21 protein-coding genes, 1 other RNA gene and 1 other annotated feature are annotated in these 24,946 nt (G+C 48.5%); of the genes, 18 read left to right on the top strand and 4 right to left on the bottom strand.

Annotation, left to right across the window (positions count from 1 at the left end; genetic code table 11):
• On the top strand, positions 1-441 hold the full coding sequence (gene dtd / locus AC4E8B_RS18250) for a D-aminoacyl-tRNA deacylase (protein WP_490214733.1): 441 nt from the start codon (positions 1-3) through the stop codon (positions 439-441).
• 68 nt (positions 442-509) lie between these two features.
• On the opposite strand, the gene AC4E8B_RS18245 is transcribed toward dtd, so the two are convergent.
• Complete coding sequence (locus AC4E8B_RS18245) at positions 510-2,252, bottom strand: N-acetylmuramoyl-L-alanine amidase family protein (RefSeq protein WP_490214732.1); 1,743 nt, start codon at positions 2,250-2,252, stop codon at positions 510-512.
• Positions 2,253-2,457: 205 nt separating this feature from the next.
• Here AC4E8B_RS18245 and AC4E8B_RS18240 point away from each other — a divergent pair, with 205 nt between their 5' ends.
• From AC4E8B_RS18240 to AC4E8B_RS18220, 5 genes are all read left to right on the top strand, one after another.
• Positions 2,458-2,634 (top strand): hypothetical protein, encoded by a 177-nt coding sequence (locus AC4E8B_RS18240; protein WP_165352527.1) that lies wholly within the window; start codon positions 2,458-2,460, stop codon positions 2,632-2,634.
• Positions 2,635-2,753: 119 nt separating this feature from the next.
• Positions 2,754-2,993, top strand: a binding site (T-box leader).
• A gap of 103 nt (positions 2,994-3,096) precedes the next feature.
• Positions 3,097-4,371 carry a histidine--tRNA ligase gene (hisS, locus tag AC4E8B_RS18235; protein WP_490214731.1) on the top strand — a complete coding sequence of 425 codons (1,275 nt, stop codon included), beginning with the start codon at positions 3,097-3,099 and terminating at the stop codon, positions 4,369-4,371.
• A 3-nt stretch (positions 4,372-4,374) separates the two neighbouring features.
• Positions 4,375-6,150 (top strand): aspartate--tRNA ligase, encoded by a 1,776-nt coding sequence (gene aspS / locus AC4E8B_RS18230; RefSeq protein ID WP_490214730.1) that lies wholly within the window; start codon positions 4,375-4,377, stop codon positions 6,148-6,150.
• A gap of 63 nt (positions 6,151-6,213) precedes the next feature.
• A non-coding RNA gene (gene ssrS / locus AC4E8B_RS18225) (6S RNA) lies at positions 6,214-6,401 on the top strand.
• Positions 6,402-6,609: 208 nt separating this feature from the next.
• On the top strand, positions 6,610-7,374 hold the full coding sequence (locus AC4E8B_RS18220; protein WP_490214729.1) for a tRNA threonylcarbamoyladenosine dehydratase: 765 nt from the start codon (positions 6,610-6,612) through the stop codon (positions 7,372-7,374).
• Positions 7,375-8,266: 892 nt separating this feature from the next.
• Here the strand turns inward: AC4E8B_RS18220 and AC4E8B_RS18215 are convergent.
• The 3 genes from AC4E8B_RS18215 to AC4E8B_RS18205 form a co-directional block, all read right to left on the bottom strand.
• Positions 8,267-9,550: an IS110 family RNA-guided transposase gene (locus tag AC4E8B_RS18215; protein WP_490214728.1), complete on the bottom strand. Its 1,284-nt coding sequence runs from the start codon at positions 9,548-9,550 to the stop codon at positions 8,267-8,269.
• 771 nt (positions 9,551-10,321) lie between these two features.
• Complete coding sequence (locus tag AC4E8B_RS18210; RefSeq protein WP_490214727.1) at positions 10,322-10,804, bottom strand: hypothetical protein; 483 nt, start codon at positions 10,802-10,804, stop codon at positions 10,322-10,324.
• A 108-nt stretch (positions 10,805-10,912) separates the two neighbouring features.
• The gene (locus tag AC4E8B_RS18205) at positions 10,913-12,184 is read right to left on the bottom strand and encodes a replication-associated recombination protein A (protein WP_490214726.1); all 1,272 of its coding nucleotides are present in this window, start codon (positions 12,182-12,184) and stop codon (positions 10,913-10,915) included.
• A 245-nt stretch (positions 12,185-12,429) separates the two neighbouring features.
• Here AC4E8B_RS18205 and AC4E8B_RS18200 point away from each other — a divergent pair, with 245 nt between their 5' ends.
• The 12 genes from AC4E8B_RS18200 (at position 12,430) to alaS (ending at position 24,923) form a co-directional block, all read left to right on the top strand.
• Positions 12,430-13,122, top strand: a complete 693-nt coding sequence (locus AC4E8B_RS18200; RefSeq protein ID WP_490214725.1) for a YczE/YyaS/YitT family protein — start codon at positions 12,430-12,432, stop codon at positions 13,120-13,122.
• Entirely contained in the window at positions 13,119-13,538 is a 420-nt protein-coding gene (cymR, locus tag AC4E8B_RS18195; protein WP_009796213.1) for a cysteine metabolism transcriptional regulator CymR, read from the top strand. The genes AC4E8B_RS18200 and cymR overlap by 4 nt, the downstream gene beginning before the upstream one ends.
• A gap of 103 nt (positions 13,539-13,641) precedes the next feature.
• A complete protein-coding gene (locus AC4E8B_RS18190) occupies positions 13,642-14,784 on the top strand; it encodes a cysteine desulfurase family protein (RefSeq protein WP_490214724.1) in 1,143 nt (380 codons plus the stop codon).
• 90 nt (positions 14,785-14,874) lie between these two features.
• Entirely contained in the window at positions 14,875-15,987 is a 1,113-nt protein-coding gene (gene mnmA, locus AC4E8B_RS18185; RefSeq protein ID WP_490214723.1) for a tRNA 2-thiouridine(34) synthase MnmA, read from the top strand.
• Between the two features lie 199 nt (positions 15,988-16,186).
• Positions 16,187-16,837: a tetratricopeptide repeat protein gene (locus tag AC4E8B_RS18180; protein ID WP_490214722.1), complete on the top strand. Its 651-nt coding sequence runs from the start codon at positions 16,187-16,189 to the stop codon at positions 16,835-16,837.
• Positions 16,838-16,882: 45 nt separating this feature from the next.
• Entirely contained in the window at positions 16,883-19,303 is a 2,421-nt protein-coding gene (gene recD2, locus AC4E8B_RS18175) for an SF1B family DNA helicase RecD2 (RefSeq protein WP_490219769.1), read from the top strand.
• 60 nt (positions 19,304-19,363) lie between these two features.
• Entirely contained in the window at positions 19,364-19,525 is a 162-nt protein-coding gene (locus tag AC4E8B_RS18170; RefSeq protein ID WP_490214721.1) for a hypothetical protein, read from the top strand.
• 330 nt (positions 19,526-19,855) lie between these two features.
• Complete coding sequence (locus AC4E8B_RS18165; RefSeq protein WP_490214720.1) at positions 19,856-20,329, top strand: PRC-barrel domain-containing protein; 474 nt, start codon at positions 19,856-19,858, stop codon at positions 20,327-20,329.
• A gap of 53 nt (positions 20,330-20,382) precedes the next feature.
• Positions 20,383-20,577, top strand: a complete 195-nt coding sequence (locus AC4E8B_RS18160; protein WP_490214719.1) for a hypothetical protein — start codon at positions 20,383-20,385, stop codon at positions 20,575-20,577.
• Positions 20,578-20,594: 17 nt separating this feature from the next.
• Entirely contained in the window at positions 20,595-20,729 is a 135-nt protein-coding gene (locus tag AC4E8B_RS18155) for a YrzQ family protein (protein WP_490214718.1), read from the top strand.
• A gap of 73 nt (positions 20,730-20,802) precedes the next feature.
• Entirely contained in the window at positions 20,803-21,873 is a 1,071-nt protein-coding gene (locus AC4E8B_RS18150) for an AI-2E family transporter (RefSeq protein WP_490214717.1), read from the top strand.
• A gap of 416 nt (positions 21,874-22,289) precedes the next feature.
• Positions 22,290-24,923, top strand: coding sequence for an alanine--tRNA ligase (alaS, locus tag AC4E8B_RS18145; RefSeq protein WP_490214716.1), 2,634 nt, complete (start codon positions 22,290-22,292; stop codon positions 24,921-24,923).
• Positions 24,924-24,946: the final 23 nt, after the last annotated feature.

Here is a 24,946-nt window from a genome sequence, read left to right as displayed (position 1 = left end):
ATGCGAGTTGTTGTTCAGCGAAGCAAAGAAGCGAGTGTCACAGTAGAAGGAAAGGCAGTAGGCAGCATTTCCCGCGGTTTTGTTTTGCTTGTGGGCGTCACTCATGAGGACGGGTTGAAAGATGCAGAATATCTGGCTGACAAAATTGCCAACCTCCGCGTCTTTGAAGATGAAGCAGGCAAGATGAACCAATCTTTGCACGATGTTGGGGGAGAAATCCTTTCTGTGTCCCAGTTCACTCTATACGGCGACTGCCGTAAAGGGAGAAGGCCAAATTTCAAGGAAGCAGCCAAGCCTGACCATGCCCTTCAAATCTATGAGGCATTCAACAAGCTTCTCAGGGAAAAGGGCATCAAAACAGAAACAGGGCAGTTTGGCAGCATGATGGACGTCAGCCTCGTGAATGACGGGCCGGTCACGCTGATAATAGAAAGCAAATGACAGTCTGAGAAGGCTGTTTTTTTTTGCACAAAAAGAGAGCCCTTCTCAATGGAAGGACTCTCTCTTGCTTAATATCCTTTAAAATACCTGGCCAGACCCTGGTATATGCCGGCTGCGGCTGCCTCCTGATACTGCGGGGAGGTAACAAGCATTTCTTCCGCCGGATTGCTCAGATATCCTAATTCAAGCAAAATGGCATTTTTATTATTTTCTCTGATGACGAAATAATCACCCGTCCTCACACCGCGGTCCTTCAGTTTAGTCTGGGCGGTCAGGGAACTGTGGACGCTCTCGGCGAGTGCCTTTTGGAATCCATGATAATAGTAAACGGTCATGCCGCGGACGCTTTTGTCACTGATGCTGTCATAATGCAGGCTGATGAAAGCATCGGCATTATGGTATGATGCAGAGCCAACCCTCGAGCTGAGCGGGATATAAGTGTCAGTGGATCTTGTTAAAATTACATTGGCGCCCGCAGCCTTCAGCTTGCTGTACAGAAGCTGGGCTGTTTTGATGGTGACGGTTTTTTCCTGGGTGCCCCGCGCTCCGGTTGTGCCATTGTCTCGGCCGCCGTGTCCGGGATCAAGGACGATGGTTTTCCCCTGGAGGTGAAGCTCCGCCCCCGGCTTTTCAATCTGGGGCAAGCTCCCGCTCAAGGAAACGATCCATCCGGCTACATAGCCTGCCTTCCCATCCATGCTGATTTTGTACCAGTCTTTCTCGCGGCCAAGCACTTCGAAGGATTCCCCTGCGTTGGCCAATTGGAGTACAGAGCTTCCAGTGCTGGCATCTTTTCTTATATTTGTTCCGTTATGTAGTATGGTGATGGTGCTGCCTTTTGCCGGTTTGCTGCCGTTGGCTGAGGAAACCTCGGACTTATCGAGATACCATGCTGCAATCCAGCCATATGAACCGGGCTTGTACTCAATTTTTGCCCAATTGTTCTTTTCTTCAATAATTGAATACGTTTCGCCTTTTGAAACCGATCCGATAACTTTCCCATTCAAGGAGCTTGAATCCCTGAGGTTCAGAGTCTGTGCTGTGACCGTTCCAGTCAATCCTCCTGCTGGCTTCCTGCTGCTGCCGGCACTCGGATTGGAGCTTTTGCTGCTTCCTGAAGAGGAAATGAACTCGCTGCTCACCCATGCATGATTTCCGCGGAAAATAATTTCCGTCCAGCTCCCGTTATTGGATACAATGCTGACTCTGTCACCGCTTTGAAGCTTTCCGAGGACCGTACCCTGTGTTCCGGGAGCGCTCCTGACGTTCAATGAATCGCCTGTGACCGTTCCTTCAGCTGACGCAGCGGCTTTGCTGCTTCCTGCCGTGATGAAATCTGCGGAGACCCAGCCATTCCCGAATGAGCCTGTGATCCTGACCCAGCTTCCCTCTTTTTCCATGATGTCGGCCTTTTGCCCTTTATTCAGGACAGCTATGACCGAGGCATTTGTTCCGGGATTTGACCTGACCCGCAATCCATTGGCCGTGACAGTCCCGCCGGAAGATACAGTGGCAGATTCTTTTTTGGCAGATTCCTTCACTGCCAGCCAGCCTGCAACCCAGCCTTTCGCCCCGCCGGAAAGGCTGAGCTGCATCCAGTCTCCGCTTTCTTTCAGGATCGGATAGCTGTCTCCCTTGTCTGCCTGTTTGACTATCGGGTAGCTGAGGCCCGGGCCGCTGCGGATATTTACTCCGCTGTCTGCGATCAATGCAGTCCCGCCGGACGCGGCTGTGCTTTCAGATGGCCTCCATACTCCCCCTGCCAAAAGGATGAAGCATAGAAATAGTAGTGTTTTGCTGCTTTTTAACAAAAAGTCCCCTCCTTTTGCAAAATCTTGGAGTGTATAAATATAAGTTCTATTTTAGAACATAAAACCCCTGCTGTTAATATCGGAATTTTGCTGTCCAATTTTAGCCATTAGCTGAAAAGGTAAAATAATTGGCTGCCAAGGGAATGTTCCGGGTGCTTTCAAGACATACTGAAAGAATAAAAAACTTTTTGGGTAGGGTGGTCTGATGAGATTTGGAGAAAAGGGCATGCATGCCCATGAGAACGGCAATCAGCTGTTTGGTGTAGACTTTCACGATTTCATCCAGAAGGAGCAGGGGTCCGGCATGTACGAACTTGCCTCGGAATTCGGCCTCAGCATCGGGGATGTCAGGAAGCTGAAGAGGAAGCTTGAGCGTTCTTAGAGCAGGTGCAGCCGGACCGGCAGAGTGAGTCTTCCGGAATTACTGTTACCGGCTCTTTTACCCCTTGACAATGGCTGAAATGGTCTTTATGATTAGATAAATAAAATCACTATTCATATTGAACACTGATGATGGAGAACAGTAGTTGAGAAATGTGTGAAAAGAGAGGAAATGCCCTGGGCTGAAAGCATTTCTGCATGGCAGCTTAATGAATGAACACTCCGTAGGATTCTCCCTGAAAAAGCTGACCGCTTTAGTAGGGGCTGAACGTTGACAGGCGTTAACTGTAAAAGTGGAAGTGCATGATGGTTATGCCTTCAATTAGGGTGGCACCACGGGATCTAACTCCCGTCCCTTGTATGGGAATACAAGGGACGGGAGTTTTTTGCATTTAGGAAAGCTTGGCGCATGTCCCGGGTGTGCCCTGTTAGTATACATAGAAATGCTAGGAGGAAACAGGATATGGCAATGAATATACCGAGAGGGACACAGGATATCCTTCCTGGAGAATCGGAAAAATGGCAGTATATTGAAGAAAAGGCGAGGGAGCTGTGCAGCAGGTTTCAGTACCAGGAAATCAGGACGCCGATTTTCGAGCACACCGAACTCTTCCTGAGAGGGGTCGGAGATACAACTGACATCGTGCAAAAGGAAATGTATACCTTCGAGGACCGCGGCGGGCGCAGCCTGACACTGAGGCCTGAAGGTACGGCACCAACTGTACGTTCTTTTGTCGAAAATAAAATGCATGGGTATGCCAGCCAGCCTGTGAAGCTGTATTATACCGGCCCGATGTTCCGTTATGAACGCCCCCAGGCAGGCCGCTTCAGGCAGTTTATCCAATTTGGGGTCGAGGCGCTTGGAAGCTCTGACCCTGCCATTGACGCAGAAGTCATTGCCCTGGCTATGGGCATCTACAAAGAATTGGGCCTTAAGAAGCTCAAGCTGGTCATCAACAGCCTTGGAGATAAAGAAAGCAGGAACAGCCACCGCGAGGCGCTTATTGCCCACTTCAAGCCGAGGATCGGGGAATTCTGCTCAGACTGCCAAAACAGGCTGGAAAAAAATCCAATGAGGATCCTGGACTGCAAAAAGGACAGGGAGCACGAATTGATGCAGACAGCACCTTCCATTCTTGATTATCTGAATGAAGATTCAAAAAAATATTTTGATAAAGTGCAGCGGTACCTGACGGATCTTTCTATTGATTTTACGGTCGATCCCAATCTCGTCCGCGGCCTGGATTATTATAACCACACCGCATTTGAAATCATGAGCGACGCTGAGGGCTTTGGGGCGATAACAACCCTTTGCGGCGGGGGGCGCTATAACGGCCTGACTGAGGAGATCGGCGGCCCGGAAGCGCCTGGCATCGGCTTCGCATTCAGCATTGAGCGCTTTCTGGCAGCTCTGGAGGCAGAAAACATCAAGCTTCCAATTAATGAAGGAATCGACTGCTATCTCGTGGCGCTTGGGGAAGAGGCAAAGGATTATTCTGTCGGCCTCCTGCATAAGCTGCGCATGGCCGGTTTCTCCGCAGAAAGGGATTATCTGGACAGAAAGATCAAAACACAATTTAAGGCAGCTGACCGTATGAACGCAAAATATGTAGCCGTCCTTGGGGAAGATGAATTGAAAGCAGGCAAGATCAATGTGAAGTCCATGGGAACCGGCGAACAGTCCGAAGTCAGCCTGGATTCATTCATAGACCAATTAAAAGAGCTAATAGGGGGTTAATGTATGTTTGGGAGAACATATTTCTGCGGAGAAGTAACAGAAAAAAGCATCGGTGAAAAAGTGACACTTAAAGGCTGGGTGCAAAAGCGCCGCGATCTGGGCGGATTGATTTTCATTGATTTGAGGGACCGCACAGGACTGGTACAGGTAGTGTTCAATCCTGAAACTTCCCCGGAGGCCCTTGCTTCTGCTGAAAAAATCAGGAATGAATATGTTCTGAGTGTTGAAGGAAAGGTTGTTGCCAGGGAACCTGGCACTGTAAACGAAAACCTGCCTACGGGTAAAATTGAAGTCAGTGCAGAAGCGGTAACAATCATAAATGAAGCGAAGACACCGCCGTTCGTGATCGCCGACCAGACTGATGTTTCAGAGGATGTGCGATTGAAATACCGTTATCTCGATTTCAGGCGTCCGGTCATGTTTGAGACCTTCAAGATGCGCCATCAGGTAACAAAGGCTGTCCGCGATTACCTGGACGGTGAAGGCTTCCTGGATATTGAAACGCCTATCCTGACGAAGAGCACACCTGAAGGCGCCCGCGATTATCTTGTTCCAAGCCGGGTCCATCCAGGTGAATTCTATGCTTTGCCGCAGTCGCCCCAAATCTTTAAGCAGCTGCTGATGGTCGGCGGAATTGAAAGATACTATCAGATTGCCCGCTGTTTCCGTGATGAAGATCTCCGTGCAGACCGCCAGCCGGAATTCACGCAAATCGATATTGAAACCAGCTTCATGAGCCAGGAAGACATCATTTCCATGACCGAGCAGATGATGACAAAGGTCATGAAAGAGGTGAAGGGCATTGATATCACACTGCCGATCCAGCGCATCACCTACCAGGAAGCGATGGACCGCTATGGCTCTGACAAACCGGACACCCGTTTTGCTATGGAGCTTGTCAATCTCTCTGAAACACTAAGCAATTCAGGCTTCAAAGTATTTGCAGGCGCGATTTCTTCCGGCGGGGAAGTCAAAGCAATCAATGTGAAAAGCGCTGCTTCCAAATACAGCCGCAAGGACATCGATGCACTGACAGAATTTGCTTCAAGATACGGTGCCAAGGGTCTGGCTTGGCTGAAAGCAGAAGAAGAAGGCTTGAAAGGGCCGATCGCGAAATTTGTTGCAGAAGAAGAGCAGGCAGCTATTAAAGAACTGCTGGGAGTCGAGACAGGAGACCTGCTTCTGTTTGTGGCCGATAAGAAAAGCGTCGTCGCTGACGCTCTTGGAGCCCTGCGGTCGAAGCTTGGCAAAGACCTTGGGCTGATTGACCAGTCCCTCTTCAATTTCCTTTGGGTGACAGAATGGCCGCTGCTTGAATTTGACGAAGAAGAAGGCCGCTATTATGCTGCCCACCATCCATTTACAATGCCAAACCGCGAAGACCTGGAATACCTTGATACAGATCCTACAAAGGTAAAGGCCCAGGCTTATGACCTTGTGCTGAATGGATATGAACTCGGCGGAGGCTCATTGCGTATCTTTGAACGCGAAATCCAGGAAAAAATGTTCTCTGTCCTCGGCTTCAGCAAGGAGGAGGCAAGGGAGCAATTCGGATTCCTGCTCGAAGCATTTGAATATGGCACTCCTCCGCACGGCGGCATTGCGCTTGGCCTCGACCGCCTTGTGATGCTGCTTGCCGGAAGCTCGAACCTTAGGGATACGATCGCTTTCCCGAAAACGGCAAGTGCAAGCTGCCTTTTGACCCATGCGCCTGGCGAAGTAAGCGAGGCCCAGCTGAACGACCTTCATCTGCAGCTTAAGCTGAAAAAAAGTGAGTAATTACCTATCCCTTATTCCTTGATACTGGCATGCGGGATATGATACTATACTATCAATAACAGAAGAGTCCTAATGTGTTCGTTGTTTCACCTGACATTTTGACCTAACATTATACCTTCGGGAGCCCGGATTTCCTTGCGGCGTAAACGCCTCTGGCTTAGGGGACTTACAAAAGCGGGAATAGGGCACCCACCTGCTGAGTGCGGGTTCAAAACGAAGGCATCCAAGGCGACGGCACAATTGGGACTCTTTCTTAATATGAATGCAAAACCATGCTGGAAAGCATGGTTTTTTATTGTCCACCGCTGCTAATTCCTATAGAAATACTTGTTTTTATAATGAAGTATGATATATTCATTATCGGGTAATAGATACATAAGAGATGAGGGGGCCATATGCGCTGAAAAAGCCCCTGATACTGGCATATTTATTCAAATAAATTTAATGGAGTTGAGATAGATGCTGCACCAATTTTCACGAAACGAACTTGCGATTGGCCGGGAAGGCCTTGAAACAATGAAAAACAGCACAGTGGCAGTCCTCGGGATTGGCGGGGTAGGATCATTTGCTGCAGAAGCATTGGCGCGTTCAGGAGTCGGGAAGCTGATTTTAATTGATAAGGACGATGTTGATATTACCAATGTCAACCGCCAGATCATTGCTTTGGTTTCGACTGTCGGGAAACCGAAGGCGGATTTAATGAAGGAACGCATTAAGGATATCAATCCGGACTGTGAAGTTATTGCATTAAAGATGTTTTACACAGAAGAGACGTATGAGGAAATCTTTGCATACGGTCTTGATTATGTAGTGGATGCCAGTGATACAATTTCTTATAAAATCCATCTGATCAAGGAATGCCTGAAGAGGGATATCCCGATGATTTCAAGCATGGGGGCAGCCAATAAAATGGATCCGACCAGGTTCCAGATTGCCGATATCTTTAAGACGCATACCGATCCGATTGCCAAGGTCATCCGCACACGTCTGCGCAAGGAAGGGATCCGCAAAGGGATTCCGGTTGTGTTCTCGGATGAAAGTCCGATTGTGATCCGTGAGGAGGTAAGGAAGGAAGTGGGCAAGGACGATGCCCCAATCCGCAAAGCGAAAATGCCTCCTTCCTCAAACGCATTTGTTCCTTCTGTAGCCGGACTGGTCATGGCCAGCTATGTGGTGAGGGATCTGCTGAAGGATATTAAGATTAGCAGGGTGAATGATAAATAAGGAACCATGTGGAAGAGCACTGCGGTTAATGCGGTGCTCTTTTATATTGGTCAAAAACGAATTTGTTTGCATTAGGAAAAAGTTCTCCTTTTTGAAGGGAGCTGTTGATTTGCGTTCCAGGCACTTCGCTTTCCGCGGGGCGGAGTTGAGCCTCCTCGGAGCAAGCTCCTGTGGGGTCTCAACTCTTCCGCTATTTCCCGCAGGAGTCTACGTGCCTTGCACTCCAATCAACAGGGTTTGATAAATTTATCGGCAGTCAAAAACAGTGGTCAATTCCGTTAGGTAGTATGAATAGGACATCATTCTCTATCTTTTGGTTCTTTGGGAAGGGAAAGAGCACTGCAGTGGATGTGATGCTCTTGCATTGCATGTTGCTGCGCATAAAATTGATTTTGCTTGCATTAGGAAAGAATCCTCCTTTTTAAAGGGGGCTGTTGATTTGCGTTCCAGGCACTTCGCTTTCCGCGGGGCGGAGTTGAGCCTCCCTCATGAAAACGACCGTTTTCTTATAATTGCTTTGTTTTACTCCCATTTCATCTCTTGACTATAAAGAAGGGGGACGGCGTAGATGAACATTTTCATCCAAATTTTTAAGAATTTGGAAGTGGACTTTGCGTCTCAATAGACCGGATATATCAATTACCAGTTATAGGAAGTAAATTGATAATCGCACCTTTGGATCTCCACTTACGACATGGTGGTGGACCCTCCCATTTCTCTCGGCGTCTATGCGCGCAAATTCCTTCGTTCGACCTAGCCATGTGTGGATGCCGGATATGCTCCTCGGGTGGGTCTATGCCCTAATGCTCGGAATGGTGACCGGCTTATCCGTGCTTCTTCTGTCTTGATTTAGAAACAGTATAAACAAACAATACAAGAAACGGAATTTGATTTAAACAGCTACCTGTACATCAGAGAAATGTGGGATATCATGAATCATGCGTTCTTCACTGAAAGAACACTCCCGTGTTCCAATCACAAACAGGATTTTGATCAGCTTACGGCCTAAGGCAATGTAGGACTGTTTCCCCGTTAGAGGGTTTTTAGCCCTGTTTTTGTAGTGATAATGGAGGGCTTTGAACCCTTTATTGTGACAGGCCAGCGGGCGGGCGACTTGATACAGAATGGCACGCAGTCTCCGCCTTCCGCGTTTGGTAATGGTTGTCTGCCCCTTGTGCTTGCCGGATTGGTTCATCTTCAGGTTGAGTCCCGCTAATTTAATAATTTGGCGTGGATCTCGGTAATTTGAGAGGTCGCCAACCTCGGCAAAGAAGCCAACGACGGTCATAGACCCGATGCCTCTGATGTCCATCATCCTCTCCGCCCCTGGAACCTGCCGCACCAGCTCCTCCAATTCTACTTTAAGGTCTTGGAGGCGTTCTGATAACCAATGATACTGATCCACAAGATATAGAATCTCCTTGCGGGCCATCCGGAGACCAGTGGTCATTCCAACGCTTGAGGCGGCCGCCTGCTTAAGGCGGGATATCTTCGACATTGGAGTATTCTGGGCCACCGGCTTTACTTCTTTAAGAAGTTCTTCTTCTGTCTTTTGCTGAATATCTTCGGGCAGATAACCGCACTTCAAGAATTGTAGCGCTGCTTTGCCGTTCCATTCTTTAAAGACTGTTAAGAATTCAGGGAAATACCGATCCAGCACATTATGCATTTGTGCTTTAATCGAAGACAGGTCCTCTTGAATCATGTCAAACAGTTTGATTCCTTCACGAAGCTCTGCATATAACCCCTCAGGTAAGATAGGTTCATGATAACGGCCCGCACGTATGACCTGGGCGATTACTTTGGCGTCCTTCGTGTCATTTTTGGTGGGGGAATCATCATCCAGCTCTTTCGATTTTTTGACCTTCATCGGGTTTACAACGACGGTTTTTTCCCCTTTAGCTTTAAGAAAATAGGCTAAATTCAACCAATAATGGCCTGTGGGCTCCATGCCTATCATCAAGTTTGGACGACCTGTTTCCTGGCTTAGTTGCCTTGCCCACTGAAGTAAAAGGTTGAATCCTTCTAACGAGTTAGGGAAAACTAGCCGTTTGGATAAATCGATACCGCGGTCATCAATGGCCCGGGCCACATGATTGTACTTGGCGATATCGATTCCAATGATCAGTGTGTGTTCATTAATTTGCCTAAGTCGTTCATTTTGTGTAATATCCATAGTAGAAGTCTCCCTTCGGTACTTAATTCGAGGTCATGCATGACACTCTCTATCGTACCAGGGGGACTTTTTTTATGCACATCGCAGAAATCCCGAAAAATAACCCAATTACTTTATTACAGGAATGCTCCTCGGAGCAAGCTCCTGTGGGGTCTCAACTCTTCCGCTATTTCCCGCAGGAGTCTGCGTGCCTTCCACTCCAATCAACAGGGTTCATAACTTATTTCGGCAGTTCAAAGATCGGCAGTCAATTCCAGTTAGATTCTTTAATATAGGCTCTTTTCGCATAGGTTGTTGCTATCTTGTCATCCTTATAAGACATGATAAAATACCTTTTCAGGGGGCGTTTTTTCCCCGCCCAGCCATAAAAGAGCTGACCTGTTCGGACTGATTGAGGGGATCATTGACAGGTTTAAAAATAAGCGGAGAAATTCCCTCTAATTTCAAAAAAGCTCTAAAAATAGCTCAAATAGACGGAGAAATTCCGTCTATCGTCTCAAAAAACAGGAAAATGGGCAACTTCGCTCTACTTAACCGAAAATTCTCCGCTTATTTACACCCACCCGTGCCATATTAAGCATCCTAACCGGAGAATCTCCGCTTATTTTAAGGCTTGCTGGCCACGAATTTGGAGGTAATACCATAAAATATAAATTGTTTATTATTATAATTAAAAGCAACAATCTTTACGAAAAAAGCCTAATACTCTTATTTTTTTGGGTTTGCTCATAAAGTTGTGTTCCTAACACTGCATTGATACGGTTTATGGTTTTAATGGAGCACTTTAACTCCAATACCTGCTTCCTCGGCCATGATCCCTGCTTCTTTTAGTATCCCGAACATTTCCTCATATTTCTGAAGGTATTCCTGAAGTTTTAAATGTTTGTCTTCTAATTCCTTTTCCAGAAGCTTGTTTCTTTCTGCGAGTTTGGCCGACTCCTCCTGTAGTTCTTTTTGTTCATTTATGAGCGGAATCAGGGACTGCAGCTTTTGAAGGAAAGCTATTCCCTTGCTGAGGCCCAGGGTGTCTCCGGGAACAGGGGCTTCACGATCGTCCTGCTTCACAGAAGGAGCGTCCTCATATTTCAGCAGACTGTTATATCTTGTCCTGCAGGCAGAAGCAGATCTTTCAAGCTTTTTGGCGGCATCCTCATAACTTGCCTTTTTCGTCCTCCCCAGGCTTTTCCCTTCTTCCAGTGCGCCAACCAGGATTTGGTCCTCTTCGCCAGTCCATTTTTTATTTTTTGCTGTCATGCTCCGCCCTCCTTTTCCTTTATTTCTTATCGTCACCTGCACAAATGATCTTATTCAACAAAAGGGGCTGTCCCTGTATGTGGACAGCCCTTTGTGAGGTGCGAGTCTTCATCTACTTTTGTTAAGCTTCTCATAAATAGCTGCGAGGGCCTGCTCAAATTTCCCGGTTGTTTTGGGCTCATAATAGATTTTGTTCTTTATTTTATCAGGCAGGTACTGCTGCTTTACCCAGCCTCCGGGATAATCATGCGGATATTTATAGTCGATTCCTCTGCCAAGCTCGCTGGCGCCTTTGTAGTGGGCGTCCTTCAGATGCTGGGGCACTTCGCCGCTTTTGCCGGCCCGGATATCGGCAATTGCTGCGTCAAGGGCAGAATAAGCTGAGTTTGATTTCGGAGACAGGCACAGTTCAATGACAGCATTGGCAAGCGGGATGCGTGCCTCCGGAAATCCGATTCTCTCAGCGGTTTCAATGGCTGCGAGCGTGCGGGCACCAGCCTGCGGGCTTGCAAGACCAATATCTTCATAAGCAATGACGAGCAGTCTCCTGCTGATGCTCACAAGATCACCGGCTTCAATCAGCCTGCCCAGATAATGAAGGGCGGCGTTTACATCGCTGCCGCGGATGCTTTTCTGGAATCCTGACAGCACATCATAGTGTGCATCACCGTCCTTATCATGGACAAAGCTTTTTCGCTGCAGGCATTCCTCGGCAGTTCCAAGACCAATCCGGATGACTTCTTTTTCATCTTTTTCTGTTGAAAGGACAGCCAGCTCAAGGGCATTAAGGGAGCTGCGCACATCCCCGTTGGAGGAAGAAGCCAAATGGGACAGGGCATCTTCATCTATTTCAATTTTTTCATTCCCAAAGCCGTTCTCTTTGTCCTGCAGGGCTCTGAGCAGGCTTTTCTTTATATCTTCTTCAGAAAGCGGCTTAAGCTCAAAGATTTGGCAGCGGCTCCGTATTGCAGGATTGATCGCATGGTAAGGATTGCTGGTAGTGGCGCCGATCAGCACGATCATCCCATTTTCCAGGTAAGGAAGGAGAAAATCCTGCTTGGCTTTGTCCAGGCGGTGAACCTCATCAAGAAGGAGAATGACTTTTCCGGACATCTTGGCTTCAGCAGCCACAACTTCCATATCCTTCTTATTATTTGTTACAGCATTCAATGTCCGGAAGGCAAATTGTGTGCTGCCGGCAATGGCGCTGGCAATCGATGTTTTTCCGATCCCCGGCGGCCCGTACAGGATCATGGAAGAAAGCTGCCTTGCCTTCACCATTCTGTATATGATTTTCCCCTCGCCGACCAGATGCTCCTGGCCGATGATATCTTCAATTGATTTAGGCCTCATGCGGAAGGCAAGCGGCTTGGTATTCATAATGCATCTCTCCAGCAGTTTAATTATTAGTGCATGTTGTTTTCCCGATCCGATTCCTATTATCAGTTTACCGCAAATGGGTTTCTAAAGAAAAAGGAAAGCTCCTGCCGGCTGCAGAATGGCGGGACTCTTCTGCATAAAGACGGGAATATATGCTATAATGTCAAAAGTCTATATAATTACTAAGCATTTTGGTAAAATTTTAATATAAAAAGCCATTCTGGCACAGGGAGCAGAAGAGACCAATGATCAGAAAAAGAAGAGGGCAGACAGGACCCCGTTTTTTAGTGTTTTTTTCAGGCCTTCTCGTCATGGCGCTTGGCATCGTTCTCCTGATCAAAGCAGAGCTTGGGGCGACACCATGGGATGTGCTCCATGTCGGCCTTTACTACCAGGCAGGACTGACAATCGGAAGCTGGTCAATCATTGTGGGGCTGGTCATCCTGACGGCCGCTGCCTTGCTTTCAGGTGAGATCCCCCAGTTCGGGGCATTTCTGAATATGCTTTTAATCGGAGTGTTCATTGATTTATACATGATGCTGCCTTTCATGCAGACGCCTGGCAGCCTGGCTGGAAAAATAGTCATGCTTGGCGCTGGCATCATTATTAATGCTTATGGAATGGGGCTTTATATCTCCGCCCAATTCGGGGCAGGGCCTCGCGACAGTTTAATGATTGCCCTGGCAGCCAAGACAGGATGGAAAATCCGCGATGTCCGCGGTGCTATGGAGCTGCTGGTCCTGGCTGCAGGCTGGCTGCTCGGCGGACCGATTTTCTGGGCGACGATTCTTTATACGCTCGTCATCGGGCCGCTGGTTGGAATTGCCCTGCCGCAGTGCCAGACATTGACAGATAAATGGCTTGAAAAGCTGCACAGCAAAAAGGGAGGCATTGGTGCTCCTTCACTAAAAGAACAAGATCGAGGTGCAAGTTCATGAAGATTTCCACTAAAGGCCGCTATGGCCTGACTATTATGATTGAATTGGCTAAAAAACATGGAGAAGGGCCGATTTCCCTGAAATCCATCGCCCAGACGAACGATCTTTCCGAGCACTATCTGGAGCAGCTGATTGCTCCGCTACGCAACGCCGGACTTGTCAGAAGCATTCGCGGTGCCTATGGCGGATATGTGCTTGGCCATGAGCCTGCCGATATCACTTCAGGCGATATCATCAGAGTACTTGAAGGGCCGATCAGCCCTGTCGAAGGCATTGAAGACGAAGAGCCTGCGAAAAGGGAGCTTTGGATGAGGATCAGGGATGCTGTCAAGGAAGTGCTGGACAGCACGACGCTTGAGGACCTGGCAAACCATACAGACAGCGGCGAATCTGATGCTTATATGTTTTATATTTAGTTCCCGCAGAGACAGTATCAGCTTTCTGGCCAGCGGGCATAATTTTAAAAATACGATGCTGGGCATATCTGTACAAAAGGAATTCAATTAGAAGGTGAATGGATTGGATAGAATTTATATTGATCATGCTGCAACCTCTCCCATGCATCCGCGCGTCATTGAGCGGATGCTTGAAGTAATGCAGTCGGATTTCGGGAATCCGTCGAGCATCCATTTTTATGGTAGAAGTGCACGTAATATTGTCGATGAAGCAAGGGAATTCCTTGCCAGGAGCATCGGCGCGCAAGCAAGTGAGATCATCTTTACGAGCGGGGGCACAGAAGCTGATAACCTGGCGATCCTTGGAACTGCTGCAGGCCGCCCGGACGGAGGGCATATTATAACAACGGAAATTGAGCATCATGCTGTTCTCCATACCTGCAGGCAGCTTGAACAGCAGGGCTTTGAAGTCACTTATCTCCCTGTAGATGAAACCGGGATTATAAAAGTGGAAGATGTCCGGAAAGCGCTGAGGGATGATACGGCCCTTGTGACAATCATGTACGGCAATAACGAGGTCGGGACCATCCAGCCAATCAGGGAAATTGGCGCCCTCCTGAAGGATCATCCTGCCTATTTCCATACCGATGCCGTCCAGGCATACGGGCTGGAAAAACTGGATGTAGGTGAACTGAATGCGGACTTCCTTTCAGTCTCAGCCCACAAAATCAATGGGCCGAAAGGGATCGGCTTTCTGTACAAAAACAAGGATGCAAAGCTTTTTTCACCGAGGATGTATGGCGGAGAGCAGGAAAGGAAGCGCCGTGCAGGCACGGAGAATGTTGCTTCTATAGCCGGTTTTCAGGAAGCTGTCAGCATTGCCTCCGAAAACAGGGAGGAAAGCGTCCGGAAATACCGTGAATTCAAGCGGGTCTTCATGTCAAAGCTTGAGGAAGCCGGTGTGGAATTCTGCCCGAACGGATTACTTGATAACACGCTCCCCCATGTTTTAAACTTAAGCTTTCCCGGAACCAATGTCGAAAGCATGCTCGTCAATCTCGATCTGGCAGGGATTGCCGCATCAAGCGGCTCAGCCTGCACAGCAGGATCGATCGATCCGTCGCATGTCCTGGTAGCCATGTTTGGAAAGAATTCCGGACGGCTGGCCAATTCGATCCGCTTCAGCTTCGGATTTACAAATTCCGTGGAGCAGATTGCAAAAGCCGGGGAAGAAACGGCAAAAATCATCCAGAGGCTTAGGAAATAAGCTCTCTGTTATATTGGCAGCAGCAAAAGGGGAGAAAGAAACTTTTCTGCCCTTTACGATAAAAGCCGAAACACAAGAGAGGTGAGGAAGATGACAAAATCCCCTAAAGATACCCGGGTAGTCGTCGGAATGTCAGGAGGTGTCGATTCATCTGTGGCCGCACTGCTTCTTAAAGAGCAGGGCTATGATGTTATCGGCATTTTTATGAAAAACTGGGACGATACGGACGAGAATGGCGTCTGTACCGCAACAGAAGACTATGAAGATGTCATCAGGGTCTGCAACCAGATTGGCATCCCTTATTATGCAGTCAATTTCGAAAAACAGTATTGGGATAAAGTATTTACGTATTTTCTTGATGAATATAAAGCAGGCCGCACGCCAAATCCTGATGTCATGTGCAACAAGGAAATCAAATTCAAAGCATTTCTTGAGCACGCGCTGAGCCTTGGCGCCGATTATCTCGCAACAGGGCATTATGCGAGGGTGGAGCATGGGGAAAATGGCGTGAAGATGCTTCGCGGACTTGATGAAAACAAGGACCAGACATACTTCTTGAATCAGCTCACTGAGGAGCAGCTTTCCAAGGTCATGTTCCCGATCGGCAGCATCGAGAAATCCGAAGTAAGGGAAATTGCCAAGAAAGCAGGCCTTGCCACAGCTTCCAAAAAGGACAGCACAGGAATCTGCTTTATTGGCGAACGCAATTTCAAAGAGTTCCTCGGCAATTATCTGCCGGCCCAGCCTGGCAGCATGGAAACCATGGAAGGCGAAACGGTAGGGAAGCATGACGGCTTGATGTACTATACCATCGGCCAGCGCCATGGACTTGGCATCGGCGGTGCAGGTGATCCGTGGTTTGTTATCGGGAAGGACCTGAAGCGCAATGTTTTATATGTCGGGCAGGGCTTTGACAATGAAAAGCTCTATTCTGATTCCATCATTGCTGACAATGTCAGCTGGGTATCAAAGGCGCCAGGCGAAACATTCGAGTGCACGGCAAAATTCAGATACCGCCAGCCGGATAATGCTGTAAGTGTTACACTGCTTGAGAATGGACAGGCTAAGGTAACCTTCCATTCGCCTATCAGAGCTGTTACACCAGGTCAGGCCGTCGTGTTTTATGATGGTGAAGTCTGCCTTGGAGGCGGAACGATCGACCGCGTATTCAACAATGAACAAATGCTGACATATGTCGGCTGAGCAATGCCCCGGTCCAGCTGGAATCGGGGCTTTCTTCTGGAAAGAAGTATCATAATGGGGTTTTCGCCAAGCGGAAATCGGCTGCCTCTTTATGATATAATTTCTGCAGACGCCTTCCGAGGCAATTTGCTTTTTAAGGAACAGGGCGGACGCCATCTGCGCGTGCCTCCTTGCATTACATAGATGGAGAGTGGTTTACATGGATAAAAATCAGCATGGAATCGAGCTTATGAGGGAAGGGAAATGGGAGGAAGCAGCCAAGGTCTTCATGGAGGCTATCAGTGAAAATGGAACGGATCCTGTTTCATATATAAATTTAGGCAATGTTCTTGCCGCTGCAGGGGAAAACGAACAAGCCCTTAAATTCTATGAAAAGGCCATTGAAATCGATGAAAATGCCGCTGCTGCCTATTACAGCGCAGGCAATCTTTATTTCGAATCAGACCAGCTGGACTCTGCCAAAAACATGTTTGAACAGGCAATGAGAAAAGGGCTCGAATCAGCCGATAACTATTTTATGCTCGGACTCACACTGATGCAGCTGGACCAGGCCAGGCTGGCTTTGCCTTACCTGCAAAGAAGCACAGAATTGAATGGGGACGATGCTGAAGCACACTTCCAGTACGGACTATGCCTGGCCCAGCAGGAATTAATTGACGAGGCAATCGTCCAGTTCAGCCGCTGTGTGGAAATTGACCCGGAGCATGCCGATGGATACTACAATCTTGGCGTAGCTTATGGATTCAAGGAAGAAGCAGAAAAGGCGCTTTCTATGTTCGATAAAGCACTGGAAATACAGCCGGATCACATGCTTGCAGGATATGGAAAGAAATTGATTGAAAAAAGCTGACATACCGGAAAAAAATCAGCCTGCTTTTAGGAAGGGGGAATGATGATGGAGAAGCAGGATTCTCTGGATCTGTTTGCCGATCAGGGCAAATTCGTCAAAGGGAAGCATCTCGTGACCATTTTTCATAATGAATCAAATTTATATACGGTGCTCCGGATCCGGGTGGAAGAAACTAATCATGAATATGAGGATAAGGAAGCTGTCATCACAGGCTATTTTCCGAAGGTGCATGACCATGAATCGTATATTTTCTATGGGGAATTCAAGGAGCATCCGAAATTCGGGCTTCAATTCCTGGCGAGCCATTTCCGCAAGGACATCCCCCAGACCAAGCAAGGCGTAGTAGGCTATCTTTCCGGCGAGCTTTTTAAAGGCATCGGGAAAAAGACGGCTGAATCCATCGTAGATAAACTTGGGGAAAATGCGATTTCCAGAATCCTGAACCAGCCCTCCCTCCTGGACGAAATACCGAAACTTCCTCCTGAAAAAGCAAAGGTCCTTTATGACACACTCATGGAGCATCAGGGTCTGGAACAGGCAATGATTGCACTGAATCAGTATGGCTTCGGCCCTCAGCTGAGCATGAAAATTTATCAGATGTACAAGGATGAGACCATCCAGGTCCTGCAGACCAATCCATACAAGCTGGTTGAAGATATTGAAGGCATAGGCTTTGGCAGGGCAGATGAGCTTGGCTTCCAGCTCGGCATTTCAGGGAGCCATCCCGACCGGATCAAGGCGGCATGCCTGTATATCCTGGAAACAGAAAGCATGCAGAACGGAAACGTCTATGTGCATGCCCGCACCCTCCTGGAAAAAGCAAGGGCTCTGCTTGAAGAAAATAAACGCGACCAGATTGAATACAGCTCCATTTCGCAGGAGGTCATCAAGCTTGAAGAAGAAGGGAAGATCATGGCAGAAGATAAGCAGGTTTATCTTCCTTCCCTTTATTTTGCTGAAAAAGGGCTTGTCACGAGCATTAAGCGGCTGCTGCAGCAAACCGAGTATGATGAACAGTTCCCTGAGTCGGAGTTCCTGCTTGCGCTTGGCAGCCTTGAGGACCGGATAGGTGTGCAGTATGCCCCTACACAAAAGGAAGCGATCCAGACTGCCCTTATGAGCCCCATGCTGATTCTGACGGGGGGGCCGGGAACGGGAAAAACGACAGTCATTAAAGGCATAGTCGAACTGTATGCTGAGCTGCATGGCTGCTCACTGGAACCGAAGGATTATAAAAAGGAAGAACCTTTCCCGTTTCTTCTGGCCGCCCCGACAGGAAGGGCAGCCAAGAGGATGTCCGAATCGACCGGCCTTCCTGCCGTTACGATACACCGGCTCCTCGGGTGGAATGGCACCGAGGGCTTTGACCACCATGAAGACAACCCGCTGGAAGGGAAAATCCTGATTGTCGATGAAACGTCCATGGTTGATATTTGGCTGGCGAACAAGCTGTTCAAGGCCTTGCCGGAAAACATCCAGGTCATATTGGTAGGAGATGAAGACCAGCTGCCGTCAGTCGGCCCCGGCCAGGTGCTGAAAGATCTCCTTCTTTCAGAAAAAGTGCCCACTGTCAGGCTGACAGATATTTACCGGCAGGCAGAAGGTTCATCCATCATCGATCTGGCGCACGAAATCAAAAAAGGCGGCCTTCCTGATGATATCGCGGTCCAGCAGGCCGACCGGTCATTCCTTAAATGCAATCCTGCCCAAATTGCCGATGTGGTTGAAAAGGTGGTCCTGAATGCCAGGAAAAAAGGCTACAGGTCCAGGGACATCCAGGTCCTCGCCCCCATGTACAGGGGGCCGGCAGGTATTGATAATCTGAATAAGATCCTTCAGGAGATTCTGAATCCTAACCCCGATGGCACCCGGAAGGAGCTTTCTTTCGGCGATGTGAAATACAGGGTGGGCGATAAGGTTCTGCAGCTGGTCAACCAGCCGGAAAATAACGTATTTAATGGCGATATGGGCGAGATCGTATCAGTCTTTTATGCGAAGGAAAACACCGAGAAGCAGGATATGATCGTCGTTTCTTTTGATGGCAACGAAGCAACCTATACGAGGCAGGACCTCAGCCAGATCACGCTTGCCTACTGCTGCTCTGTCCATAAATCGCAGGGAAGCGAGTTCCCTATTGTCATCATGCCGATCGTCCGCAGCTATTACCGCATGCTCAGAAGGAACCTGATTTATACTGCCATAACGAGAAGCAGGCAGTTTCTCATTCTCTGCGGGGAAGAATCCGCTCTGCGATCCGGAGTACAGAGGGCGGATGAGCAGGCAAGACTGACTTCCCTGACGAAACGGCTTCAGGATGCGCTTGGGGAAGCTCCAGAGCAGACAGGCCAGGAAGAAGCAGACGAAGAAGCCGAAGACGTTCCATACGAAGTAAAGCTGATGAATGCAGATCCAATGATTGGCATGGGCTCGATCACTCCTTATGACTTTTTGGAAGAGAAAGCATAATCCAGCCTGTCTTGAGCAGACTGAAAGATATCACATCATCAGTCATAGAGGTGTTTGAAAATGAGAAAATGGAATCAGGAAAGCGCCCCGAACAATAATCTCCCCGCTGCAGAAATTAAATCATCAGAGCTGATCGGAGACGGAGACGAACTGCAATTCTCCGAGGAGCTTTCAGATGGCGGAGAAAGAAATGAAATCATTGAAAAAGCTGAAAAAGAATGAGGAAGGACCTGTCCGGCGCATCGCCTGGCAGGTTTTTTCTGTTAAGGAATGTGTAAATTGAAAGACTTGTGGAAAATTTCCAATTCTTGATCCGCGTCCAGCAGCTGCGCCGAGGTCACAAGCCAAAACGCCTTTCCGGGAGGTTCGTCTTGAGGGCCCCAGGAAGCTGGTCATGCAGACGTTGCCACAGGACGTGGCGTTCTTAGTCTGCGTTCCTTAAGGTGATCAAGGCACTTGCGCTTTTGTTCCTGTTAGTTCAGGTAAATTTTTTGCCTAATAATTCAAGGGTGGAAGCAGACAATAATAATGTTCGGGAAGGTGGGACGATCTTTGCGGACTTTTTCTTTGCTGAAGGGGATGCCAGTCTTTGACACGGAGAGCGGGGCTTCAGTCGGTGAGGTGCATGATATATGCATTTCACCGGAAGGGAGCATTACCGGCCTTCTCCTCCGCAAAGGCGCATTCCTGAAAAAAAACTTTCTGATACCCTTTGCATATATTTCGGCTTTTGGCAGCGGCGGAGTGATGATCAAAACAGCTTCCGGGCTTTCCCCGGCAAAACGCCTTTCGGGGTATACCTTTGAAAATCAGCATCGGATCTGCGGAAAGATGATGATTTCCCGTGAGGGGGAGCAGCTCGGCCTTTTGGAGGATGTATATTTTCTGGAAGAATTGGGCACCATTGTAGGGTATGAGTTATCAGATGGCTTCTTTTCGGATATAACCGAAGGAAAAAAGGTAGTCAATTCAGATGAACCGCCTGCATTTGGAAAGGATGCCATCATTGTTAACGCTAAGAAATAGCCGTTTGCTCTTTTTGAACAAGCTGGCTTGCAAACAATGCGAGGTGTCCATCAATGTTAAAATGCCCTAACTGCCAAAGCAAGGATATTGGAAAAATCGGCATCAACCAATATTATTGCTGGAGCTGCTTCATCGAGCTGTCTTTGTCAAAAGGAGTCATCAGCACCCATCAGGTAGAGGAAGACGGAACCTTGAGCTCCCTGGATGACCTGTTTGATGAAGATGACCGCCGCTATAATATCCTATAAATAGAAGAGGTGACAGCATGAACAGATTGATGACAACCGCTCTTCTCATCGGCGCCGGCATGGCAGCCCAAAGTTATATGCAAAAAAATGACATCCTGTCTTCAAGGCAGATGAAGAAACTCCAGAACAGGATTGTCCGTTCATTTTCATAATTCTATCCCCCATTTCGGGGGATTTTTGTATATTTAAAGCTTTCTGCTTCACACTACAAGTGAGGTGGGAAATATGGATATCCGGTTGAAATGGTTTTACAGGCTTGGCTTCCTTCTGCTGCTTTTCATTGTTTTATTCATTTTCCTGAAGCTTCAGCCGTTATGGCTCCCGGTCATCAGGACTCTTTTCTTTGTTATCTTTCCTTTTGCAGCGGCAGCATTCATTACATATCTTCTTCATCCGGTAGTCGAGAGGCTCCATGAAACAGGCCTGCACCGCGGGCTGGCGGTCATTATCATCTACACTCTGTTCTTTGGCGGAGCGGGCTATGCGCTGTATAAGGGGCTCCCTGCCATCATAGTCCAGATCAGGGACCTCGCTGAGCATGCCCCTCAGCTGGCCGACCAGTACAGGGAGTGGCTCCTCCTTCTCCAGTCAAAAACTTCCCAATGGCCTGAGCCTGTCCAGATGAGGATTGATGAAGGCATACAGTCGCTCGAAGCATCTCTTGACCGGCTGCTCTCAAGGGCGATGGCATTTGCAGGGGCCATCCTGAACTTTGCATTGATTCTCATCATCATTCCTTTTATATCTTTTTATATGCTGAAGGACTTCCTGCTGATGAAAAAAGCTGTCTGGTATCTCACCCCAAAAAAGTGGAGAGAAAGCGGCATGCTGTTCCTGAAGGATGCAGACAAGTCATTGGGAAGCTATATAAGGGGGCAGCTGCTTGTGTGTGCAGTCATCGGTGCATTGAGTACCCTGTTCTTCTGGATTGCCGGCATAAAGTATCCGCTTCTCCTGGGGGCGGTCATCGGGGCAACGAATGTCATCCCGTATTTTGGCCCGATCATCGGGGCTGTGCCGGCTGTACTGATTGCTTCAACCATGTCGGTAAAAATGGTCATTTTTGCGGCTGTCATCGTCATGGTGCTTCAATTCCTGGAAGGCAACATCCTGTCTCCGCTGATTGTCGGCAAAAGCCTTCATATGCATCCGCTCCTCATTATGTTTTCCCTGCTGGCCGGCGGGGAGATCGCCGGTGTTGCCGGCCTGATATTGGCTGTTCCGGTGCTGGCCGTCCTTAAAGTAGGCGCCATCCATGCAAGAAGGCATTTTGCAGCCAGACCGGCAGCCGAATAGCATGGCCGCAGGAGGGAAAATGAAGCCGCCTGAAAAGAACAGATTGACAAATCATTTTTCATATCAGTATAATGCGACTATACGATAATTGAAGATAGAAACAACATGAAGAAGGATCGAGTACGTTATAGACCATCCTGGCATCTCTTTTTTAGTGGTGCACCAGAGAGGAATTCCGCGGCTGAAAGGATTCCGGATGAAGGATAACAGAACGCTAATCCTGAGTGCAGCTAATCCCTGCCGTTCTCCGCGTTAAGGAGCTTGAGAGACGGAAGTTTACTTTCGTAATCAGGGTGGTACCGCGAGCAAGCTCTCGTCCCTGTCCAGGGATGAGGGCTTTTTTTGTTGTTTTTAAGACTTCTTCGCTGCCCTGCACTCAAGCATTGGCGGCAAAATAAGATCAGGAGGAAATTCTAATGAGAAATCTTACAGGTTCAGAAATACGCCGGCTGTTTTTGGAATTTTTCAAGGAAAAAGGCCATTCTGTAGAGCCGAGTGCGCCTCTTGTGCCCCATGATGATCCATCATTGCTATGGATCAACAGCGGTGTGGCGACTTTGAAAAAGTATTTTGACGGCAGGGTGATACCGGAAAATCCAAGGATCACCAACGCCCAAAAATCAATCAGGACAAATGATATCGAGAATGTCGGTAAAACGGCGCGCCACCACACTTTCTTTGAAATGCTGGGGAACTTCTCGATCGGCGACTATTTCAAGGAAGAAGCAATCGACTGGGCATGGGAGTTCCTGACAGACGAGCGCTGGATTGGATTTGACGAAGAAAAGCTGTCAGTCACCATCCATCCGGAAGACGAAGAAGCCTTCAGCATCTGGACGAATAAAATCGGAGTGCCGGAAGAAAGGATCATCCGCCTTGAGGGCAACTTCTGGGATATCGGAGAAGGCCCAAGCGGCCCGAATACCGAGATCTTCTATGACCGGGGACCAGAGTACGGCAATGATCAAAACGACCCTGAACTGTATCCGGGCGGGGAAAACGAACGTTATCTCGAGGTGTGGAACCTGGTATTCTCCGAGTTCAACCATAATCCGGACGGCACCTACACACCGCTTCCGAAGAAGAACATCGATACAGGCATGGGACTTGAGCGGATGGCATCTGTGGTCCAAAGCGTAGCAACCAATTTTGATACAGATTTGTTCATGCCGATCATCACTGCAGTGGAAAAGATCTCAGGAAGCAAATATGGCGAAAGTGCTGAACAGGATACTGCGTTCAAGGTCATTGCCGACCATATCAGGACGGTTGCTTTTGCAGTCGGAGACGGCGCCCTTCCATCCAATGAAGGGAGAGGCTATGTGCTCCGCAGGCTTCTGCGCAGGGCAGTCCGCTATGCAAAGCAGATCAATATCAACCGCCCTTTCATGTTTGAACTGGTGGATGTTGTTGGAGAAATCATGGAAGACTTCTACCCGCAAGTGAATGAAAAGGCGGAATTCATTAAGAAGGTCATTAAAAATGAAGAAGAGCGCTTCCACGAGACTTTGAATGACGGCCTTTCCATCCTTTCATCCGTTATTAAGAAGGAAAAAGAAAAGGGCAGCAATATCATTCCGGGCGGTGACGTATTCCGCCTGTATGACACTTACGGTTTCCCTGTTGAATTGACAGAGGAATATGCCGAAGAAGAAGGCATGAAGATCGACCAGGATGGCTTTGAAGCTGAAATGGAAGGCCAGCGTGAACGCGCGCGTACAGCACGCCAGGACGTCGGGTCTATGAAGGTCCAGGAAGGTGTGCTTGGCGACATCAAGACTGAAAGCCGGTTCGTCGGCTATGAGGGACTTGAAACGAAATCCGTCGTTGCTGTCATCATCAAGGACGGGCAAGTGGCTGAAGCAGCAGGGACAGGCGACGAAGTGCAGCTGATCCTTGACCAGACGCCTTTCTACGCAGAAAGCGGCGGCCAGATTGCCGATAAAGGCGTTCTTGAAGGCGAAGGGGTTATGGTCATCATCAAAGATGTCCAAAAAGCGCCGAACGGCCAGAACCTGCACAGCGCAGTTGTGGAAAGCGGCATCCTTGAGACGGGAGCAGGCGTCACAGCGAAAGTCGACCCGGACTCCCGCAACAAAGTCATTAAGAACCATACAGCTACCCACCTCCTGCACCAGGCACTGAAGGATGTGCTTGGCGGCCATGTGAATCAGGCTGGCTCACTTGTTGGTCCGGACCGTCTTCGCTTTGACTTCTCCCATTTCGGGCAAGTGAAGGAAGATGAACTCGAAAAGATAGAAGAAATCGTCAATGAAAAAATCTGGAGCAGCCTGAATGTTGTCATAGAAAACAAAGCGATCGATGAAGCGAAGGCAATGGGGGCAATGGCATTATTCGGCGAGAAATACGGAGATATCGTCAGGGTTGTCCAAGTGGGCGATTACAGTCTTGAGCTCTGCGGCGGTTGCCATGTCCGCAATACGTCAGCCATCGGATTGTTCAAAATCATCACCGAAAGCGGAATCGGCGCCGGGACAAGAAGGATCGAAGCAGCTACTGGCGAAGCAGCTTACAAACTTCTGAAAGAACAGGTCAATATCCTGTCTGAGGCAGCATCGTCGTTGAAATCGGGCCCTAGGGATGTAGCTTCAAGGGTGGATGCGCTTCTTGGCGAAATGAGACAGCTTCAGCGCGAAAATGAATCCCTTTCAGCCAAATTGGGCAATATTGAAGCGGGAAGCCTTGTTTCGAAAGCGAAGGAAGAGAATGGGATCACCTATCTTGCTGCAAAGGTTCAGGCAGCGGATATGAACAATCTCCGCAATATGGCGGATGACCTGAAGCAGAAGCTCGGTTCAGCTGTAGTCGTGCTCGGCAGTGTGAATGAAGGGAAAGTAAATCTCATCGCTGCTGTGACCAAGGACTATATCGAAAAAGGCTATCATGCCGGCAAAGTCATCAAAGAGGTGGCAGCACGCTGCGGCGGCGGAGGCGGCGGCCGTCCGGATATGGCGCAGGCAGGCGGAAAAGATCCTGAAAAACTGGAAAGTGCGCTTCAATTTGTGGAAGAATGGGTAAAATCCGTTTGATATCGTTTGAAAGTAGTGTAGAA

It is taken from the genome of Bacillus sp. SRL543, from assembly GCF_984799205.1.
Note: the sequence above shows the minus strand (reverse complement) of the source record. Positions and strands in the feature narration are given on the sequence as shown.

What these genes read in the sequence shown, in the direction of transcription:
- dtd (WP_490214733.1), top strand. Translation starts at nt 1, where the DNA reads ATGCGAGTTGTTGTTCAGCGAAGCAAAGAAGCGAGTGTCACAGTAGAA.
- AC4E8B_RS18240 (WP_165352527.1), top strand. Translation starts at nt 2,458, where the DNA reads ATGAGATTTGGAGAAAAGGGCATGCATGCCCATGAGAACGGCAATCAG.
- hisS (WP_490214731.1), top strand. Translation starts at nt 3,097, where the DNA reads ATGGCAATGAATATACCGAGAGGGACACAGGATATCCTTCCTGGAGAA.
- aspS (WP_490214730.1), top strand. Translation starts at nt 4,375, where the DNA reads ATGTTTGGGAGAACATATTTCTGCGGAGAAGTAACAGAAAAAAGCATC.
- AC4E8B_RS18220 (WP_490214729.1), top strand. Translation starts at nt 6,610, where the DNA reads ATGCTGCACCAATTTTCACGAAACGAACTTGCGATTGGCCGGGAAGGC.
- AC4E8B_RS18215 (WP_490214728.1), bottom strand. Translation starts at nt 9,550, where the DNA reads ATGGATATTACACAAAATGAACGACTTAGGCAAATTAATGAACACACA.
- AC4E8B_RS18210 (WP_490214727.1), bottom strand. Translation starts at nt 10,804, where the DNA reads ATGACAGCAAAAAATAAAAAATGGACTGGCGAAGAGGACCAAATCCTG.
- AC4E8B_RS18205 (WP_490214726.1), bottom strand. Translation starts at nt 12,184, where the DNA reads ATGAATACCAAGCCGCTTGCCTTCCGCATGAGGCCTAAATCAATTGAA.
- AC4E8B_RS18200 (WP_490214725.1), top strand. Translation starts at nt 12,430, where the DNA reads ATGATCAGAAAAAGAAGAGGGCAGACAGGACCCCGTTTTTTAGTGTTT.
- cymR (WP_009796213.1), top strand. Translation starts at nt 13,119, where the DNA reads ATGAAGATTTCCACTAAAGGCCGCTATGGCCTGACTATTATGATTGAA.
- mnmA (WP_490214723.1), top strand. Translation starts at nt 14,875, where the DNA reads ATGACAAAATCCCCTAAAGATACCCGGGTAGTCGTCGGAATGTCAGGA.
- AC4E8B_RS18180 (WP_490214722.1), top strand. Translation starts at nt 16,187, where the DNA reads ATGGATAAAAATCAGCATGGAATCGAGCTTATGAGGGAAGGGAAATGG.
- recD2 (WP_490219769.1), top strand. Translation starts at nt 16,883, where the DNA reads ATGGAGAAGCAGGATTCTCTGGATCTGTTTGCCGATCAGGGCAAATTC.
- AC4E8B_RS18170 (WP_490214721.1), top strand. Translation starts at nt 19,364, where the DNA reads ATGAGAAAATGGAATCAGGAAAGCGCCCCGAACAATAATCTCCCCGCT.
- AC4E8B_RS18160 (WP_490214719.1), top strand. Translation starts at nt 20,383, where the DNA reads ATGTTAAAATGCCCTAACTGCCAAAGCAAGGATATTGGAAAAATCGGC.
- AC4E8B_RS18155 (WP_490214718.1), top strand. Translation starts at nt 20,595, where the DNA reads ATGAACAGATTGATGACAACCGCTCTTCTCATCGGCGCCGGCATGGCA.
- AC4E8B_RS18150 (WP_490214717.1), top strand. Translation starts at nt 20,803, where the DNA reads ATGGATATCCGGTTGAAATGGTTTTACAGGCTTGGCTTCCTTCTGCTG.
- alaS (WP_490214716.1), top strand. Translation starts at nt 22,290, where the DNA reads ATGAGAAATCTTACAGGTTCAGAAATACGCCGGCTGTTTTTGGAATTT.